Annotated in this window: 17 protein-coding genes, 1 tRNA gene and 1 riboswitch; of the genes, 16 read left to right on the top strand and 2 right to left on the bottom strand. The window is 38.7% G+C overall.

All coding sequences use genetic code 11. The features are described from left to right. Positions 1 to 4: 4 nt before the first annotated feature. From NSQ95_RS12070 to NSQ95_RS12050, 5 genes are all read left to right on the top strand, one after another. Positions 5 to 778 (top strand): electron transfer flavoprotein subunit beta/FixA family protein, encoded by a 774-nt coding sequence (locus NSQ95_RS12070; RefSeq protein ID WP_340883087.1) that lies wholly within the window; start codon positions 5 to 7, stop codon positions 776 to 778. Positions 779 to 856: 78 nt separating this feature from the next. Next, positions 857 to 1,834, top strand: a complete 978-nt coding sequence (locus NSQ95_RS12065; RefSeq protein WP_169361110.1) for an electron transfer flavoprotein subunit alpha/FixB family protein — start codon at positions 857 to 859, stop codon at positions 1,832 to 1,834. A 132-nt stretch (positions 1,835 to 1,966) separates the two neighbouring features. Then, a complete protein-coding gene (gene trxA, locus NSQ95_RS12060) occupies positions 1,967 to 2,281 on the top strand; it encodes a thioredoxin (RefSeq protein ID WP_053588706.1) in 315 nt (104 codons plus the stop codon). A gap of 52 nt (positions 2,282 to 2,333) precedes the next feature. Next, entirely contained in the window at positions 2,334 to 4,124 is a 1,791-nt protein-coding gene (uvrC, locus tag NSQ95_RS12055) for an excinuclease ABC subunit UvrC (RefSeq protein ID WP_340883088.1), read from the top strand. A gap of 43 nt (positions 4,125 to 4,167) precedes the next feature. Further along, positions 4,168 to 4,343: riboswitch (Lysine riboswitch) on the top strand. Between the two features lie 202 nt (positions 4,344 to 4,545). After that, positions 4,546 to 5,763: an aspartate kinase gene (locus tag NSQ95_RS12050; RefSeq protein WP_342559692.1), complete on the top strand. Its 1,218-nt coding sequence runs from the start codon at positions 4,546 to 4,548 to the stop codon at positions 5,761 to 5,763. A gap of 267 nt (positions 5,764 to 6,030) precedes the next feature. Here the strand turns inward: NSQ95_RS12050 and NSQ95_RS12045 are convergent, their stop codons facing one another. After that, positions 6,031 to 7,251, bottom strand: coding sequence for an IS110 family transposase (locus tag NSQ95_RS12045; protein WP_342559691.1), 1,221 nt, complete (start codon positions 7,249 to 7,251; stop codon positions 6,031 to 6,033). A gap of 531 nt (positions 7,252 to 7,782) precedes the next feature. Then, positions 7,783 to 8,196, bottom strand: a complete 414-nt coding sequence (locus NSQ95_RS12040; RefSeq protein WP_340883090.1) for a YslB family protein — start codon at positions 8,194 to 8,196, stop codon at positions 7,783 to 7,785. A gap of 284 nt (positions 8,197 to 8,480) precedes the next feature. Here NSQ95_RS12040 and NSQ95_RS12035 point away from each other — a divergent pair, with 284 nt between their 5' ends. From NSQ95_RS12035 to NSQ95_RS11985, 11 genes are all read left to right on the top strand, one after another. Then, positions 8,481 to 9,092, top strand: a complete 612-nt coding sequence (locus tag NSQ95_RS12035) for a succinate dehydrogenase cytochrome b558 subunit (protein ID WP_277347138.1) — start codon at positions 8,481 to 8,483, stop codon at positions 9,090 to 9,092. 46 nt (positions 9,093 to 9,138) lie between these two features. Then, entirely contained in the window at positions 9,139 to 10,899 is a 1,761-nt protein-coding gene (gene sdhA, locus NSQ95_RS12030) for a succinate dehydrogenase flavoprotein subunit (RefSeq protein WP_251553408.1), read from the top strand. Between the two features lie 2 nt (positions 10,900 to 10,901). Further along, positions 10,902 to 11,678 (top strand): succinate dehydrogenase iron-sulfur subunit, encoded by a 777-nt coding sequence (sdhB, locus tag NSQ95_RS12025; protein ID WP_205964149.1) that lies wholly within the window; start codon positions 10,902 to 10,904, stop codon positions 11,676 to 11,678. A gap of 240 nt (positions 11,679 to 11,918) precedes the next feature. Beyond that, positions 11,919 to 12,371, top strand: a complete 453-nt coding sequence (locus tag NSQ95_RS12020; RefSeq protein ID WP_169360994.1) for a thioesterase family protein — start codon at positions 11,919 to 11,921, stop codon at positions 12,369 to 12,371. 61 nt (positions 12,372 to 12,432) lie between these two features. Next, the gene (locus NSQ95_RS12015) at positions 12,433 to 12,657 is read left to right on the top strand and encodes a LuxR C-terminal-related transcriptional regulator (protein WP_225215939.1); all 225 of its coding nucleotides are present in this window, start codon (positions 12,433 to 12,435) and stop codon (positions 12,655 to 12,657) included. A gap of 73 nt (positions 12,658 to 12,730) precedes the next feature. Continuing rightward, a complete protein-coding gene (locus NSQ95_RS12010) occupies positions 12,731 to 13,189 on the top strand; it encodes a MarR family transcriptional regulator (protein WP_169360995.1) in 459 nt (152 codons plus the stop codon). Between the two features lie 9 nt (positions 13,190 to 13,198). Further along, complete coding sequence (gene racE, locus NSQ95_RS12005; protein ID WP_342559690.1) at positions 13,199 to 13,996, top strand: glutamate racemase; 798 nt, start codon at positions 13,199 to 13,201, stop codon at positions 13,994 to 13,996. A gap of 66 nt (positions 13,997 to 14,062) precedes the next feature. Then, positions 14,063 to 14,812, top strand: coding sequence for a ribonuclease PH (gene rph, locus NSQ95_RS12000; RefSeq protein ID WP_340883091.1), 750 nt, complete (start codon positions 14,063 to 14,065; stop codon positions 14,810 to 14,812). A gap of 7 nt (positions 14,813 to 14,819) precedes the next feature. Next, on the top strand, positions 14,820 to 15,413 hold the full coding sequence (locus NSQ95_RS11995; protein ID WP_342559689.1) for an XTP/dITP diphosphatase: 594 nt from the start codon (positions 14,820 to 14,822) through the stop codon (positions 15,411 to 15,413). A gap of 16 nt (positions 15,414 to 15,429) precedes the next feature. Beyond that, on the top strand, positions 15,430 to 15,933 hold the full coding sequence (locus NSQ95_RS11990) for a metallophosphoesterase (RefSeq protein WP_340883093.1): 504 nt from the start codon (positions 15,430 to 15,432) through the stop codon (positions 15,931 to 15,933). 76 nt (positions 15,934 to 16,009) lie between these two features. Continuing rightward, positions 16,010 to 16,083: transfer RNA gene (locus tag NSQ95_RS11985), tRNA-Arg, on the top strand. Positions 16,084 to 16,799: the final 716 nt, after the last annotated feature.

Genomic DNA, 16,799 nt, shown 5'->3' with positions numbered 1-16,799 from the left:
CAACATGAATATTTATGTTCTAGTTAAACGCACGTTCGACACAGAGGAGAAAATTGTTGTAAGCGGAGGAAAAATTCAAGAGGATGGTGCAGAGTTCATCATCAACCCTTACGATGAGTATGCAATAGAGGAAGCAATCCAAGTACGCGACGCACATGGTGGAGAAGTAACTGTTCTTACAATGGGCGGTGAGGATGCAGAAAAACAATTACGTACAGCTCTAGCGATGGGTGCTGATAAAGCAGTACTTATCAATACAGAAGACGACATAGAAGAAATGGACCAGTTCACTGCTGCTCATATTATATCCGAATACTTAAAAGACAAGGATGCAGATTTAATCTTAGCAGGTAACGTTGCGATTGATGGCGGTTCAGGTCAAGTTGGACCACGTGTTGCAGAACTATTGGGTATTAACTACGTAACTACGATTACAAACCTTGAAATCAATGGAACAACTGCTACAATCAAACGTGACGTTGAAGGGGATACAGAAGTTTTAGAGGCATCATTACCTCTTTTAGTTACTGCACAGCAAGGTTTGAATGAACCACGCTACCCTTCTTTACCAGGTATTATGAAGGCGAAGAAAAAACCTTTAGAAGAACTAGAATTAGATGACCTTGATATTGACGAAGATGATGTAGAGGCTAAAACAGAAACAATCGAAATTTACTTACCTCCTAAAAAGGAAGCTGGAAAAGTATTAGAAGGAGATCTAGCTGATCAAGTGAAAGAGCTAGTGAGCCTTCTTCATACAGAAGCGAAAGTAGTATAACATTTAGTTTCTAGTAATCTATGAACATCTCGAAATTAAAGAGGGTTCGAATCATTTATAAAATGGGAGGAACAAATCATGTCTAAAAAAGTATTAGTTTTAGGGGAAGCACGTGAGGGTGCACTTCGTAACGTATCATATGAATCAATCGCTGCAGCAAAGCAAATTTCTGATGGTGGAGAAGTAGTAGCAGTATTATTAGGGGATGCAGTCCAGGACTTAGCTGTTGAGCTAGGGAAATATGGTGCAGACCGTGTCATTACGGTAGAACATCCACATTTAAAGCAATATACTTCTGATGGCTATGGTCAAGCATTTATGGCAGTAGTTGAACAAGAAAATCCAGAAGCTATTGTTTTTGGTCATACTGCTTTAGGAAAAGATTTATCACCAAAAATTGCTGGTAAATTACAAATCGGATTAGTTTCTGACGTAACAGCTATTGAAGGAGAAGGGGATGATGCAGTTTATATTCGTCCGATTTACTCTGGAAAAGCATTTGAAAAAGTAAAAGTAAAAGACGGAATCGATTTTATAACTGTTCGTCCTAATAACATCGCTCCACTTGCGAAAGACGATAGTAAATCTGTCGACGTTTCATCGTTATCGGTAGAAATTACAAACCTTCGTACTGTTATTAAAGAAGTGGTACGCAAATCTTCTGAAGGTGTTGACTTGTCTGAAGCAAAGGTTGTTATTGCAGGAGGACGTGGAGTGAAGAGTGAGGAAGGCTTCGGACCATTGAAGGAGCTTGCGGACGTATTAGGCGGTGCAGTTGGAGCTTCTCGTGGGGCTTGTGATGCTGACTACTGTGATTATTCACTACAAATCGGACAAACTGGGAAAGTTGTAACACCTGATTTATATATAGCTGTTGGTATTTCTGGAGCAATCCAGCATTTAGCAGGTATGTCTAACTCAAAAATTATTGTAGCGATTAACAAAGATCCAGAAGCAAATATTTTCAAGGTTGCTGACTATGGAATTGTTGGGGATTTGTTTGAAGTTCTTCCAATGCTTACAGAAGAGTTCAAAAAACTTAAAGTAAATGCTTAAGAAAATACTCGGCTCATAATGGGCCGAGTTTTTATATGGATAAGAGCCTATACAAGTGTCTAAGCTAAATTGTAGATGTAGGATTTTTTGTCTGCTATAATCATTAAAGAGTTACTAAAGGAGGAATTATTTATGGCAATTGTACACGGAACAGATCAAACCTTCTCACAAGAAGTAGAAAAAGGGTTAGTGTTAGTAGATTTTTGGGCAACATGGTGCGGACCTTGTAAAATGATTGCTCCGGTTTTAGAAGAGATGGACGCTGAAATGAGCGATAAAGTTAAAATCGTAAAAGTGGATGTTGATGAGAACCAAGCGACTGCTAGTCAATTCGGAATCATGTCTATCCCAACATTAGTGTTATTCAAAGACGGTCAACCAGTAGACAAAGCTGTTGGTTTCCAACCAAAAGAAGCACTAGTTCAATTCGTTGAGAAAAACGCATAATAATAAAAACCGGGTCCTCTAAGGTTCCCGGTTTTTTTAAACAGGTGATGAGATGAACGAACTTATACAACAAAAATGTGCAATTCTACCAGATCAGCCAGGCTGTTATTTGATGAAGGATCGACAAGGCGTCATTATATATGTAGGTAAAGCAAAGATATTAAAAAATCGTGTACGATCTTATTTTACGGGATCACATGACGGAAAAACTCAAAGATTAGTTCAAGAAATAGTCGACTTCGAATATATCGTTACATCGTCCGAGTTAGAGGCATTAATTCTAGAACTCCATCTCATAAAGAAGCATGATCCAAAATACAATGTCATGCTTAAGGACGATAAAACGTATCCATATATAAAAATTACAGGGGAAAAGAATCCTAAGCTCATTATTACGAGACAGGTTAAAAGGGATAAGGGGAAATATTTTGGACCATATCCAAATTCTCATTCCGCTCATGAAACAAAAAAATTACTGGATAGATTATATCCATTAAGAAAGTGTCAAAAGCTACCTAGTCAAGTTTGCTTGTATTACCATATCGGACAATGCCTTGCCCCTTGTGTGAAAGAAATTGAAGAGGTAACGTACACCGAAATTATTCATGAAATCTCTAGTTTTTTAAACGGTGGCCATGCAGCGGTCAAGAAAGAGCTAACTGAAAAAATGAATGCAGCAGCAGAGCAGCTGGAGTTTGAACGTGCAAAAGAGTATCGCGATCAAATAGCACATATCGATCAAGTGATGGAAAAACAAAAAATGACGATGAATGATTTCACAAATCGTGATATTTTCGGATACACAGTAGATAAGGGATGGATGTGTGTCCAAGTGTTTTTTGTGCGTCAAGGAAAGTTGATAGAAAGAGATGTTTCTCTTTTCCCAATTTACCGTGACCCGGAGGAAGAATTTCTTACCTTTTTAGGTCAGTTCTACTCCAAACCAGAGCATATTAAACCAAAGGAAATATTTGTACCTAATACGACTGATTTAGAGTTAGCCTCTGAGTTGTTGGAAATGAAGGTTATTATTCCTCAAAAGGGTGCAAAAAAGAACCTAGTGGATTTAGCACAAAAAAATGCTGCGATAGCTTTGAAAGAAAAGTTCCATTTGATTGAACGACAAGAGGAACGAACTGTAGGGGCAGTAGAAGAACTAGGTAGTCTTATGGGAATTGCCATGCCAAGCAGAATTGAGGCCTTTGATAATTCTCATATTCACGGTACCGATGCGGTTTCTGCCATGGTTGTATTCGTTGATGGCAGAGCATATAAAAAAGACTATCGGAAGTATAAAACGAAAACTGCAGCAAAGCATGATGACTATGGCGCTATGCGTGAGGTCGTTCGTAGACGTTACACTCGTGTACTAAAAGAGAGATTGCCTCTACCTGATTTAATCATTATTGATGGGGGTAAAGGACAAATAGAAGCAGCAAGAGAAATTATCGAGGATGAACTTGGCTTAGATATTCCAATTGCAGGACTAGCGAAAGATGCCAAGCATCAAACATCCTCCTTGTTATATGGTGACCCATTAGCGATTATCCCGATGAAAAGAACGAGTGAAGCATTCTATCTTCTTCAAAGAATTCAAGATGAGGTCCATCGATTTGCAATTACTTTCCATCGACAACAGAGAGGGAAGCATACAATTGCCTCCTCGTTAGATGGAATTGAAGGAATAGGTCCAAAACGTAAGAAAATGCTTCTTAAGCATTTTGGCTCCCTCAAACGAATGCAAGCTGCATCAAGAGAAGAACTAATAGAATCTGGACTCCCAAGTAAATTAGCTGATAATCTAATGGCTCATTTTCAGAAAAATTTATTGTCTTCTGAATAATCTTATGTTATCTTTAAAACAATTTAATATTCACTATTCAAACAGTGAAGATAGAGGTGCGAATTGCAAGAGTACTAATCGAGAGGATGAAAGATCCTACGACCGATTAGGAAAGGGTTGTTCGCCGAAACATAGAAAAGCTTTTCCTTTCCTATGTTGGTTCTGTATTTAAGAGATGCAGGACTGTCAGAATATATATTCTGGAGGGCTATCTCACATGGGCAATCATTTTTGACCGTGTATGAGAAGAGTTAGCTTTCCGCAAATATGTGGGAAGCTTTTTTTATTGTTTAGGAAATTATAAGATTATGAACCTGTGGATAAGTTGATGTCTAGCTCCAGCGCCTTGCCCCTCGGGGCAGGGATAGGCGCTTGCGCTTTTCTTGTTGTCCGCTCAAGGAGATAAAGGGGAGATAGGTAAATGAGTAAAATTGTGATGAAATTTGGCGGAACCTCTGTAGGCTCCATGGAGTTAATTGGTAACGTAGCAAAAAGGGTACAACTAGAAAAGGAGAAAGGACATGATATCGTCGTAGTTGTATCTGCCATGGGAAAAACAACAGATGACTTAGCGGAAATGGCTAGTAAAATCACTAACAATCCAACAAAAAGAGAAATGGATATGTTGCTTGCTACAGGAGAACAAGTAACTATGTCCTTACTTGCTATTCAGTTAAATTCACTTGGAGTGGAGACGTTATCGTTGACGGGTTGGCAAGCTGGAATAGTTACAGATGAAGTACATAGAAATTCAAAAATAAAACAATTGGATGGCCAGAAGATAAATGAGCATTTAATGGCTAATCGCGTAGTAATTGTGGCCGGCTTTCAAGGTATGTCGGAATTAGGGGAGATTACTACTTTAGGAAGAGGAGGGTCAGACACTACAGCCGTCGCCATAGCTGCAGCTATCGGAGCAGACATTTGTGATATTTATACGGATGTAGATGGCGTTTATACGTCAGATCCACGCTACGTATCTCATGCAAGAAAACTAGAACAGCTAGAATATGATGAGATGCTGGAGTTAGCTCATTTAGGAGCTGGAGTACTGCACCCTAGAGCAGTGGAATTTGCAAAGAACTATAAGATTCCATTACGAGTACGTTCAAGCTATGAAGAAACGGAAGGAACCATTTTAAAGGAGGAAGTAGATGTGGAGAATAATTTAGTAGTACGAGGGGTAGCTTTTGAATCAGATATAGTACGTTTAACGATTGAGTATACAGTGCCTTTTAATGGTTCACTCGCTTCCATATTTACTACCCTTGCCAATAACCATATTGATGTAGATATTATTGTCCAGTCGATTGTCGAAGGAATGAAGCCTACCGTTTCCTTTTCTATAAAAAAAGAATCTCTTTCGGAAGCAATTCACGTTTTAGAGAAAAAGAAACAGAATCTAGGTTTTACCTTTGCAGATTTTGAGGTGGGTTTAGCTAAGGTATCTATTGTAGGTTCAGGGATGGTATCTAATCCTGGTGTCGCTGCACAAATGTTCGACCGATTAAGCAAGGAAAACATACCAGTTAAAATGGTTAGTACCTCAGAAATAAAGGTTTCAGTTGTAGTGCCTCAAGGCAATATGATTCAAGCAGCGAATGCACTCCATGATGAATTTGATTTGGCTATAAATTAAGTAATAAGTTAAGGCTATGTTAAAGGGTAGGGTTGATTTATGTGTAAAGAAATCTTTAAATCAGAGTGTAGAAATTGATTTCCGCGCCAGCCGGACGCTTTCTTACCCTTAGTCAAGTATTTATATCTTTATTTTAGGAGTTTAGGTATTTAGTTTGGTTGGGGAGGGGTACCCCTCCCCAACCAAACTAAATTTCCGCATACTAAATAGACCTAGCTTAAATTGCTTTTTCTTACTAGGCCAAATATGGTATAGTCAACCTAACGGTTACAAAATGGTCGTAGCCTTTTCGTAATCGTACATTAAGTCGTGTTGAATGAGGTGGAAAAGCATCTTCAAAAACTTATTCACACACGCGATACTCGCAACCTTATGAGGCTTTCTCTGGGGTTGCGTTTTTAATTTGTCATAATACTCCACCAGGTGGTTCTTTTTCTTTTTCCTCCACGAAAGCATCGTCTGTATCATATAGAACAAGATCCTTCGGAGGTTTTTGTTGCCTCGCTTATTGATTTTGTCTTTCTTGTAAATGGTCCCTGACTGATACCTCATCATATCTATCCCCACGTAGGCGTTTAATTGCTTATGGTTGTGGAAGCGGCTGATATCCCCCAGTTCGCCGATGATCCTGCCGGCTGTGACTTTTCCGATCCCCGGAATAGAAAGCAGGATTTGATATTCTTTTCGGTCTTTCGAAAGGTCATCCATCTGTTTGACCAACCGTGCTTTCTTCGCCTTCAGTTCAATAATTCTCTTGGCATAATCTCTTAGCTGCTCGCATCGCACATCCTTACGGCTGATTGCAGGATAGGAGTTCTTTGCCAGCTCTATCAAGGTCAGACTCTTTTCCTCTGCCTGTTTGACCGAGATATTTTTTCCGGTACTTTTCTTTAGACGATTGCGCAGAATCGTCTTAGAACAATCGAGCACCTCATCAGGGTGTGGATATGCTTGTACGATGTTCAGGAAAAGAACCGAGCTAGTCGAACAAAAGCTTTCTAGTTCTGGAAAACTAAGTTGTAAGATAGCATGCATCCGGTTAAACACATGTTCTACTTCCGCATTGACCTCTTCATAGTAACGGGTGAGGGCACGCATCTGGTCATAATAATCCTCCGCTGACTGATGGGTCTCCCTGCGTTCCTCCTTGAAATGGGACTTGGCCAATTCATGGGCATCCCCCTTGTCCGTCTTTTGCCTTCGCAACCTGGTCATCTGGATTTTAGCCTCCAGGGGATTGATACAGCAATAGGCATACGAACGGTCTTGGAGAAACCTTTCAAGCGGCTTGGAGTACGACCCGGTCGCCTCGAAAACGATTGCAGGTGCCTGGCCACGAACGGTTAGATCACAAAGGGTGCCATCTAATTCCTCAAAAGAAGAACGGTTGTGGAGAATTTCCCCTTCAAACTCACATTGTTTGTATTGGTTGTAGATCACTACGGTGCTTTTTCCCTTACTGACATCAAACGCTACCACATGTGTCATGTGTTTCTCCTCCTTTTATTTAGCCATAGAAGTCTTCACATCGCCCTAACGATTCCCTTTTCTTACACGGTCTCTAAGGATCCAACATACTAAACTGATTCTAATAGGGTTGTGAAGTTAGCCGGTTTCCGATACGGATTCAAAGATCCCAGCGTCCGGGCGGCTTTTCTTCACTTCTACTATAAAAAAATAGTAGCACAAACCATGGCCTTTGGTTTGTACTACTAATGTTAGTATGTTTCCGTGGGGTGAGCGATAAGCCATCACCCATCGCTTACGCGCGTGGTTGTAATGTCTTATCTGTCTCACTCATCCCACAGGAGTCGCCGTCTGTCGCTCCATTCAATAAATGAGAACAGCTTTAATGCATCGATAAAGAGCTTAATAGCCATTTGAATGTCCCTTTTTTTATTGTTTACAGTCACTATAAAAAAGAAATGTTAGTCAAAATCAACCAATAACTTTAACAAAGCTTAAGTTAAAAAAAGAGAGGAAGATGCAAGTTGCCCCCATCCTCCTCTTTATGTATCTTTAGCGTTTACTTTTTAAGTCCCATTTAATATGGAAAGTAACCAATCCAGTTTTTTTAACAAACTCATCATAGCATTCGGTTTCATAGCCATCTATTTTTTGCTTCTGCTCTGCGAGAAAGCCAGCCTCTAATCGGTGACATCTATTGATTCCACTTTGAGGAAGATTGTATGTTTCAAGTGTGTAATGGGCCGAATCTTTTGATGTTTTATCTAACTCCAGCCTTCCCCAGCCAGCCTCTTGGAAGAAAGAGATGGCTTCTTCCATTGAATAGAGTGGAAACTTTCGAGCAAGGTCCTTACCTGCCCAGTACAATATTTCTTTTTCATGTTTTCCGAGAATAGAAGTGAGCACGTGATCTCTTATTATTTCATATCCAAAGGAAGTTACATGTGAATGTTCTCTTTCATTCAAACAGCAACCCTTCTTTCCAAAGATAAATAAAAACTATAATCTATTCTAGCATAAAATATTTTCACTGGGAGAGAATACTTTGTGAAAAAATAAACTAATCATTATATAGATGAGTGTCAGAAAGATGAATAAAATCAGGAAACATACCTTGACGCTCTAAAATGTTGAGAGTACAATGGATATGTCATAAATTCGTAACAAGAAGGTGTGAACATGTGATGATTTATTATTCTATTGCTATAGTTTAATCATCGCTAATTGGAAATTTGAGGGGGGTTACTGTTTTGTCGAAAGATCGCGAATTTTTCATGCGTCGATTACATTCTTTACTTGGTATTATTCCAGTTGGATTATTTCTGGCGCAACATTTAGTAGTAAACCATTTTGCTACAAGAGGTGAAGAAGCCTTTAACACGGCATCACATTTCATGGAGAGTCTACCTTTTAGACTAATGCTGGAAGTGTTTGTAATTTATATTCCTTTGTTGTTCCATGCATTCTATGGTATCTATATTGCATTTACTGTTAAGTACAATCCTAACAGATATGGTACTCTAAGAAACTGGTTATTCATTTTACAACGTTTTACTGGAATATTCCTTGTTGTGTTTATCGCATGGCATGTATTTGAAACACGATTCCAAGCTGCAATTGGAGCGAAGGAAGTTAACTTTAACATGATGAATGAAATTTTATCTAACCCATGGATGTTAGCTTTTTATATTGTAGGTGTAATTTCTGCAACCTTCCATTTAGCTAATGGTATCTGGTCATTCCTTGTAAGCTGGGGAATTACTCAATCACCAAAATCTCAAAGAATTTCAACTTATGTAACATTAGTAATCTTCTTAGCGTTATCTGTAGTTGGTGTACAAGCACTTTTAGCATTCGTATAAGACCCTTCTACACCTAAGCTACTATAAATTTAAGGAGTGAAATAGCATGGCAAAAAATAAACTTATTGTTGTCGGCGGTGGATTAGCCGGATTAATGGCAACAATGAAAGCTGCCGAAGAAGGCACACAAGTAGATCTATTCTCATTAGTTCCTGTTAAACGCTCACACTCTGTATGTGCACAAGGCGGTATTAACGGGGCTGTAAATACAAAAGGTGAAGGGGATTCACCTGCAGTTCATTTAGATGATACTGTTTATGGTGGAGACTTTTTAGCAAACCAACCTCCTGTTAAGGCAATGGCAGACGCTGCTCCAGGAATCATTCATTTGTTTGACCGTATGGGAGTTATGTTCAACCGTACACCAGAAGGTCTATTAGATTTCCGTCGTTTTGGAGGAACTTTAATGCACCGTACAGCATTTGCTGGTGCAACAACTGGTCAACAGTTACTTTATGCGCTTGACGAACAAGTTCGTCGCTTTGAAGTAGAAGGTCTAGTAACAAAATACGAAGGATGGGAATTCCTGGGTATTATCAAAGACAATGAAGGAACTTGTCGCGGTATTAAAGCGCAAAACCTTAACTCATCAGAAATCCGTGCTTTCCGTGGAGACGCTGTAATCATGGCTACTGGTGGTCCTGGCATCATTTTTGGTAAAACAACTAACTCTATTATTAATACAGGATCTGCAGCAAGTATCGTTTATCAACAAGGCGCTTACTATGCAAACGGAGAATTCATCCAAATTCACCCAACGGCAATTCCTGGAGATGATAAGCTTCGTCTGATGTCAGAATCAGCTCGTGGTGAAGGTGGTCGTATTTGGACATACAAAGACGGTAAACCTTGGTATTTCCTAGAAGAAAAGTATCCTGCTTACGGTAACCTAGTACCACGTGATATCGCGACTCGTGAAATCTTTGACGTTTGCGTTAATCAAAAATTAGGTATTAACGGCGAAAACATGGTATATCTAGATCTTTCTCATAAAGATCCACATGAATTAGACGTAAAACTTGGTGGAATCATTGAAATCTATGAAAAATTTACTGGGGACGACCCTCGTAAAGTTCCTATGAAAATTTTCCCTGCCGTTCATTATTCAATGGGTGGATTATGGGTAGATTATGATCAAATGACGAACATCCCTGGTCTATTTGCTGCTGGCGAATGTGACTATTCTCAACATGGAGCTAACCGTTTAGGAGCTAACTCATTACTTTCAGCTGTATTTGGTGGAAGCGTGGCTGGTCCTAATGCTGTTAAATACATGAAAGGGCTTTCCACTCATGCAGAAGACTTAGATGATTCTATCTATGAAAATGAAGTGAAGCTTGAGCAAGAGAAGTGGGAGCAAACACTAGCTATGAAAGGTACAGAAAACGCTTACCTTTTACATAAAGAGCTAGGTGAGTGGATGACTGATAACGTAACAGTAGTTCGCTACAACGACAAGCTAGAGGAAACTGACAGAAAAATTCAAGAGTTAATGGAAAGATACGAAAACATTAACATGGATGATACACAACGTTGGTCTAACCAAGGTGCATCATTTACTCGTCAATTGAAAAATATGTTATACTTAGCACGTGTTATCACGTTAGGAGCACTTCAACGTAATGAAAGCCGTGGAGCACATTACAAACCTGATTTCCCAGAACGTAATGACGAAGAATTCATGAAAACTACTATGGCTAAGTTTGATCCAGCTACAGGGGCTCCAATTATTCATTATGAAGATATTGATATATCTCTTGTTGCTCCTCGTAAACGTGATTACTCATCATCGAAAGGAGCAAAATAATCATGGTGACGGCAACAGAAACCAAAAAGGTTCAAATAGAAATTTACCGTCAAGATACTCCTGAATCCAAACCCTACTGGGAAAAATTCGAAGTAAATTGGCGTCCAAATATGAATGTAATTTCTGCATTAATGGAAATTCGTCAAAGACCAGTTAACACAGATGGTAAAGCTACTACTCCTGTAACATGGGACATGAACTGCTTAGAGGAAGTATGTGGTGCATGTTCAATGGTTATTAATGGTCGTCCACGTCAATCTTGTTCAACACTTATTGATCAATTGACTCAACCGATTACATTAGCACCTATGAGCACTTTCCCTGTCGTACGTGACCTTCAAGTAGATAGAAGCCGTATGTTTGATGCTTTGAAAAAAGTTAAAGCATGGGTTCCAATTGATGGTTCTTATGACCTTGGAGAAGGTCCACGTATGCCAGAACGTAAACGTCAATGGGCTTATGAATTGTCTAAATGTATGACTTGTGGTGTATGTTTAGAGGCTTGTCCAAACGTAAATGATAATGCTTCATTTATCGGACCAGCTCCGCTTTCACAAGTTCGTTTGTTTAATGCGCATCCAACTGGAGCTATGAACAAAGACGAGCGTTTAAATGCGATCATGGGAGATGGAGGCCTTGCAAACTGTGGTAACGCACAAAACTGTGTAGTTGCATGTCCAAAAGGTATTCCACTTACAACTTCTATCGCTGCATTAAACCGTGATACTACAGTTCAAATGTTTAGAAACTTCTTCGGAAGCGACAACATGGTAGACTAATAAAAATGTAAAAGCTCAGAATGCAAATTCTGGGCTTTTTTTTATTGGAAAATTCCCGTCGGCGTTTAAGGCTTTTTTCAAGTATTGTCCGTTCGTCAAAATATGACAAAGAAACTTCATGAAATGTTAATTCCTTTCACTAATAATTTGTTAGATGGATTTTAAATTTTCTGATATAATAAATGAATCGTTATTCATTTTTAAGTGGATATTCATTTTAAATACAAAGGGGATTATTATATGAGAGCAGGATACATAGAAGACATAGAAGCATGGGAAAAGGGATTTTCTTTTTATACGGAGGTCAGTGTGCGTTTTTCAGAAACAGATATGTATGGGCACTTAAACAATACGGTACCATTCACTTACTTTGAATATGCTCGTATTGAATACTTTAAAAAGGTTATGCTTATGAATGATTGGCTTAATCCTAAAGGAGAAAAGATACCAGTAGTTGCTGATCTACAATGTGATTATCAGAAACAGGTATTTTTTGATGAGAAGCTCCACATTTATGTAAAAGCCAATTCCGTTGGTAGTTCTTCGGTTGATATCCATTACATGGCAAAGAATACAAAAGGGGATATAGTGTTTACTGGAAGAGGCAGTATCGTACAAATTGATAAGAAAACGGGAAAATCTGCAAAATGGACCGAACAAGAAAAAGAAGTTTTTCAAAAGAGTATTTACTAGCCGTCACCTACCATCCCTTTGCTACATACGTTAGTAGGAGAGTGGATAGGGGGCTATGGCATTGTACGATGGTAATCAGCAAAGATCAATTTTGACGAGCAGAGAGCGTCAAATATTTCAATTATTAGTAGAAGACAATTCTACAAAAGACATTTCAATTCAGCTGTCTATTAGTGAAAAAACAGTTCGAAACCATATATCTAACACGATACAAAAATTAGGCGTATCTGGTAGATCTCAAGCAATTGTTGAACTATTAAGACTAGGCGAATTATCATTGAATTGATTTGAATCCTTGCCATTTTCCTCAGAACAAGTCACAATAATAAGAGGACTTATTGTTTTGAGGAGTGAGATTCATGGCAGAAGAAAAGAACCAAGTGGAACTAAACCACGAGGATGTTGCTTTTTTAGAAAAAGAACTACGGCATATTTCAGGGATTATCAAACAAAGAGGGCGACAAATCTTAAATTCTTATACGATAACGCCTCCCCAATTTGTAGCTCTTCAGTGGCTATTTGAGATTGGAGACATGACAATCGGGGATTTATCTAATAAAATGTATTTAGCTTTTAGTACAACTACGGACTTAATTGACCGAATGGAAAGAAGTGAACTCGTACAGCGAGTAAGAGATGAGCAAGATCGTCGAGTTGTACGAATACATTTATTAAAAGAAGGCGAGCGTATCATCGAAGAGGTAATTGACAAACGACAGCAATACTTAAAAGATGTGCTGAAACAGTTTGACCAAGATGAAGCACAAACATTATCAACTTTATTAGCAAAATTACATCTTGAGATGAAAAAGAACTGAGGAATTGACGTGAAAGCCCCAATCGGTGTGATAGACTCTGGTGTGGGAGGTTTGACAGTTGCAAAAGAAATTATGCATCTACTCCCAAACGAAGAAATTATTTATATTGGTGATACAGCTAGATGTCCTTATGGACCTAGAACTAGTGAAGAAGTTCGTAAATTTACTTGGCAAATGGCAATTGCCTTATCTAAAATGAAGATTAAAATGCTTGTAATAGCATGTAATACTGCGACAGCAGTAGCTCTAAACTCCTTGAGTAAGAAAATGCCTTTCCCTGTGATAGGTGTTATTTTCCCGGGAGCAAGAGCGGCTATTAAAGCAACGAAAAAAAATGAAATTGTAGTGTTAGGTACAAGCGGTACAATTAAAAGTGGGGCTTATGAAAAAGCGATTGCAGCTCTGAATACATCTAGTAAAATCATTCCGCTTGCATGCCCTACTTTTGTTCCAATTGTTGAGAGTAATGAATATGAGGGTGACTTTGCGAGAAAAATGGTTTTTGAAGCCTTGCAGCCCTTAAAATCAGAGCATTTTGATACGGTCATCCTTGGTTGCACGCATTATCCATTATTGCAAAAGCATATTGAGGATGCAGTTGGTGAACATGTAAATGTACTATCATCAGCTGAAGAAACCGCCCAGGATGTTTTGGAGTACTTAGATTATCATCATTTACGCAATCCAACTGAGATACAAAAAGAACCGATTTTCTATACGACCGGTTCGGTGCCAATCTTTAAAACAATTGTCGAAAAATGGTTAAACTTGTCGAATGCAGATATACGGACAATTTCATTTCATTAACCCTGTTAAGAGAATCCTCAAATAGCGGGGTTTTCTTCTGTTCAGGTACATAAAAAGGAGACATATATGATTAGATTTGATGGAAGAGAAACAAAGCAATTGCGAAAGGTAACAATCGAGACAGATTATTTAATGCACCCAGAAGGTTCGGTATTAATCACGGTAGGTAATACCAAAGTTATTTGTAATGCAACAATTGAAGATCGAGTGCCTCCTTTTTTAAGAGGACAAGGCAAGGGTTGGATTACAGCAGAATATTCTATGCTTCCACGCGCCACAGAATCACGTACACAGCGTGAATCGTCTAAAGGGAAGGTTACTGGTCGTACGATGGAAATACAGCGTCTAATAGGACGAGCATTGCGATCGGTAGTAGACCTCGAAGTAATAGGGGAAAAAACAATTTGGATTGACTGCGATGTCATCCAAGCTGATGGAGGGACAAGAACTGCTAGTATAACTGGAGCGTTTGTGGCGTTGACAATTGCACTTGGAAAGCTTTACGAGCAAAAGCAGCTTCCTAAGTTTCCCGTACGTCAATACCTAGCTGCTACTAGTGTAGGAATAGTTGATGAAATTGGAGTAGTGTTAGATTTAAATTACGTAGAGGACTCTTCCGCAACCGTGGATATGAATATAGTACAAACTAGCAGTGGTGAGTACGTTGAGCTTCAAGGTACGGGCGAAGAAGCAACTTTCTCAAAAACTGAGCTATTGGAGCTTCTAGAGTATGGTGAAGCTGGGATCCAGCAGTTAATGGATATCCAACGAGCGGCATTAGGAGATTTAGCTTCTAAAATTGATGAGAAAGGATGATTTGAACATGAAACAAATAATTATTGCAACTAAAAATAAGGGGAAAGCAAAGGATTTTGAAGCATTATTTAATCCCCTTGGATACGAAGTGCTAACCCTACATGACGTAGCAAAAGAAATGGATGTTGAGGAAACAGGTACAACCTTTGAAGAAAATGCCTTGTTAAAGGCGACTGCGTTAGCTGAGCATTTACAATCGATAGTAATTGCGGATGACAGCGGCCTTGAAGTAGATGCCTTAGGCGGTCGTCCTGGTGTCTATTCTGCGCGTTATGCGGGAGAAGAGAAGAGTGATGAGGCAAACATCACCAAACTGTTAGAAGAGCTTAAAAACGCAAAAGAATCCGAAAGAAGTGCCCGCTTTGTTTGTGTGATTGCAGTGGCATCTCCTACGATGAAACCATTCACAGTCAGAGGAACATGCGAAGGCGTTATCGCTCAAGAAAGAAAAGGGAATAACGGTTTTGGCTATGACCCAGTCTTCTTTGTTCCGTCCGAGAATAAAATGATGGCCGAATTATCTGCAGAAGAAAAAGGGGCTATTTCTCACCGTGGAAATGCTATTAAGCAATTGAAGTTAAAATTACCTGATTTACTATAAGGGTGGTGGCTGTTCGATGAAGCTTTTAGTCATGAGTGATACGCATAACGATATAATGGCTATGGAAGAGGTAATCCGTTTATATTCCGGTAAGGTCAATGCAATCATTCACTGTGGAGATAGTGAGTTAGAGGCCTCCTATTTTGAAGACAAACCTGTTTCTGTTGTTAAAGGGAATTGTGATTATGATCTTGGCTTTCCAGAGGAAAAAATTATTTCGTTGGAAGACCAAACCATTTTAATAGTTCATGGCCATCGTCATCAAGTCAAATCCACGTTATTGCCTCTAAATTATAGGGCGCAGGAAGTTGGAGCGACGGTTGTCTGCTTCGGCCATTCACATTTGCTTGGAGCAGAACTTCAAAATGGCATTTTATTTGTCAATCCTGGTAGTCTTCATCAGCCAAGGGGACGTAAGGAAAAAAGCTATTCGATTATCGAGATACAAAAAGATAGTTGGCAAGTTCTATTCTTCTCCTCTGATCATAAACTAATAGAAGAAGTTTCTTTCAATTTTTAAAGTAGTGTTGACATTCATTTGTTATCATTATATAATAAATCTTGTCTTTCCTATCTGTGTGGTGGGGGAGTACTTGGTCTCAGTAGCTCAGCTGGATAGAGCAACGCCCTTCTAAGGCGTCGGTCGGGAGTTCGAATCTCTCCTGGGACGTAAATGGGTTCAAAAATAATTTTAATGAACTAAAAAGCACCTCAAATCCTTTATTTTCAAGGGTTTGAGGTGCTTTTTATTCTTGGGTTTGACCAGAGAGTTAATTCAGATCAGACCCTTTTACTATTCAAAATCTACATTTCATGGGATGATTCCAATTCTAGCTTGGGTAAACTCTACGAGTTGTCGACTTCCGTAATTTTTAAACAATAAGAAGCTTATCATTCAACGATTAATGTATTTAAACAATTACATAATAAACATAATTTTCAATAATTGTTTGGTGTGCATATGTATTAAAGTCATTGCCAATTGCCATAACAATAAGAGGCTTCATGAGAAACCGCAGCAATTACTACAACTAAAATTCCTAAGCATTGCAGTAGGAGTAAACTCTTTGAAAGCTTGATACCCCATTTGAATCATGTATTACTAGCTCCAAAACTACAAGGTGTCCTAGCAAAGAACCTCGCAAATAGCCTTCTTTCCTATACAGTCAGATTATGTTTGGTCCATTAACTAAAACATTAAAATAACCGCAACTTTTCCAGTAGGGCATTCTAATTTATTTGCGGTACTAACTGTTGATGATGTCAATATCATCCGTTGATACATTTTTTTATAATCGAAAGAATTAAATTATTCTTACCAATTATTTATATAGTATTTAAAAACTTAACTTTTCGTTTCTATTCTAGTATAATGAAAAACTATAT

The organism is Psychrobacillus sp. FSL W7-1457 (genome assembly GCF_038593405.1).
GTDB lineage: Bacteria > Bacillota > Bacilli > Bacillales_A > Planococcaceae > Psychrobacillus.
This window is presented reverse-complemented; position numbering and strand designations above follow the sequence as displayed.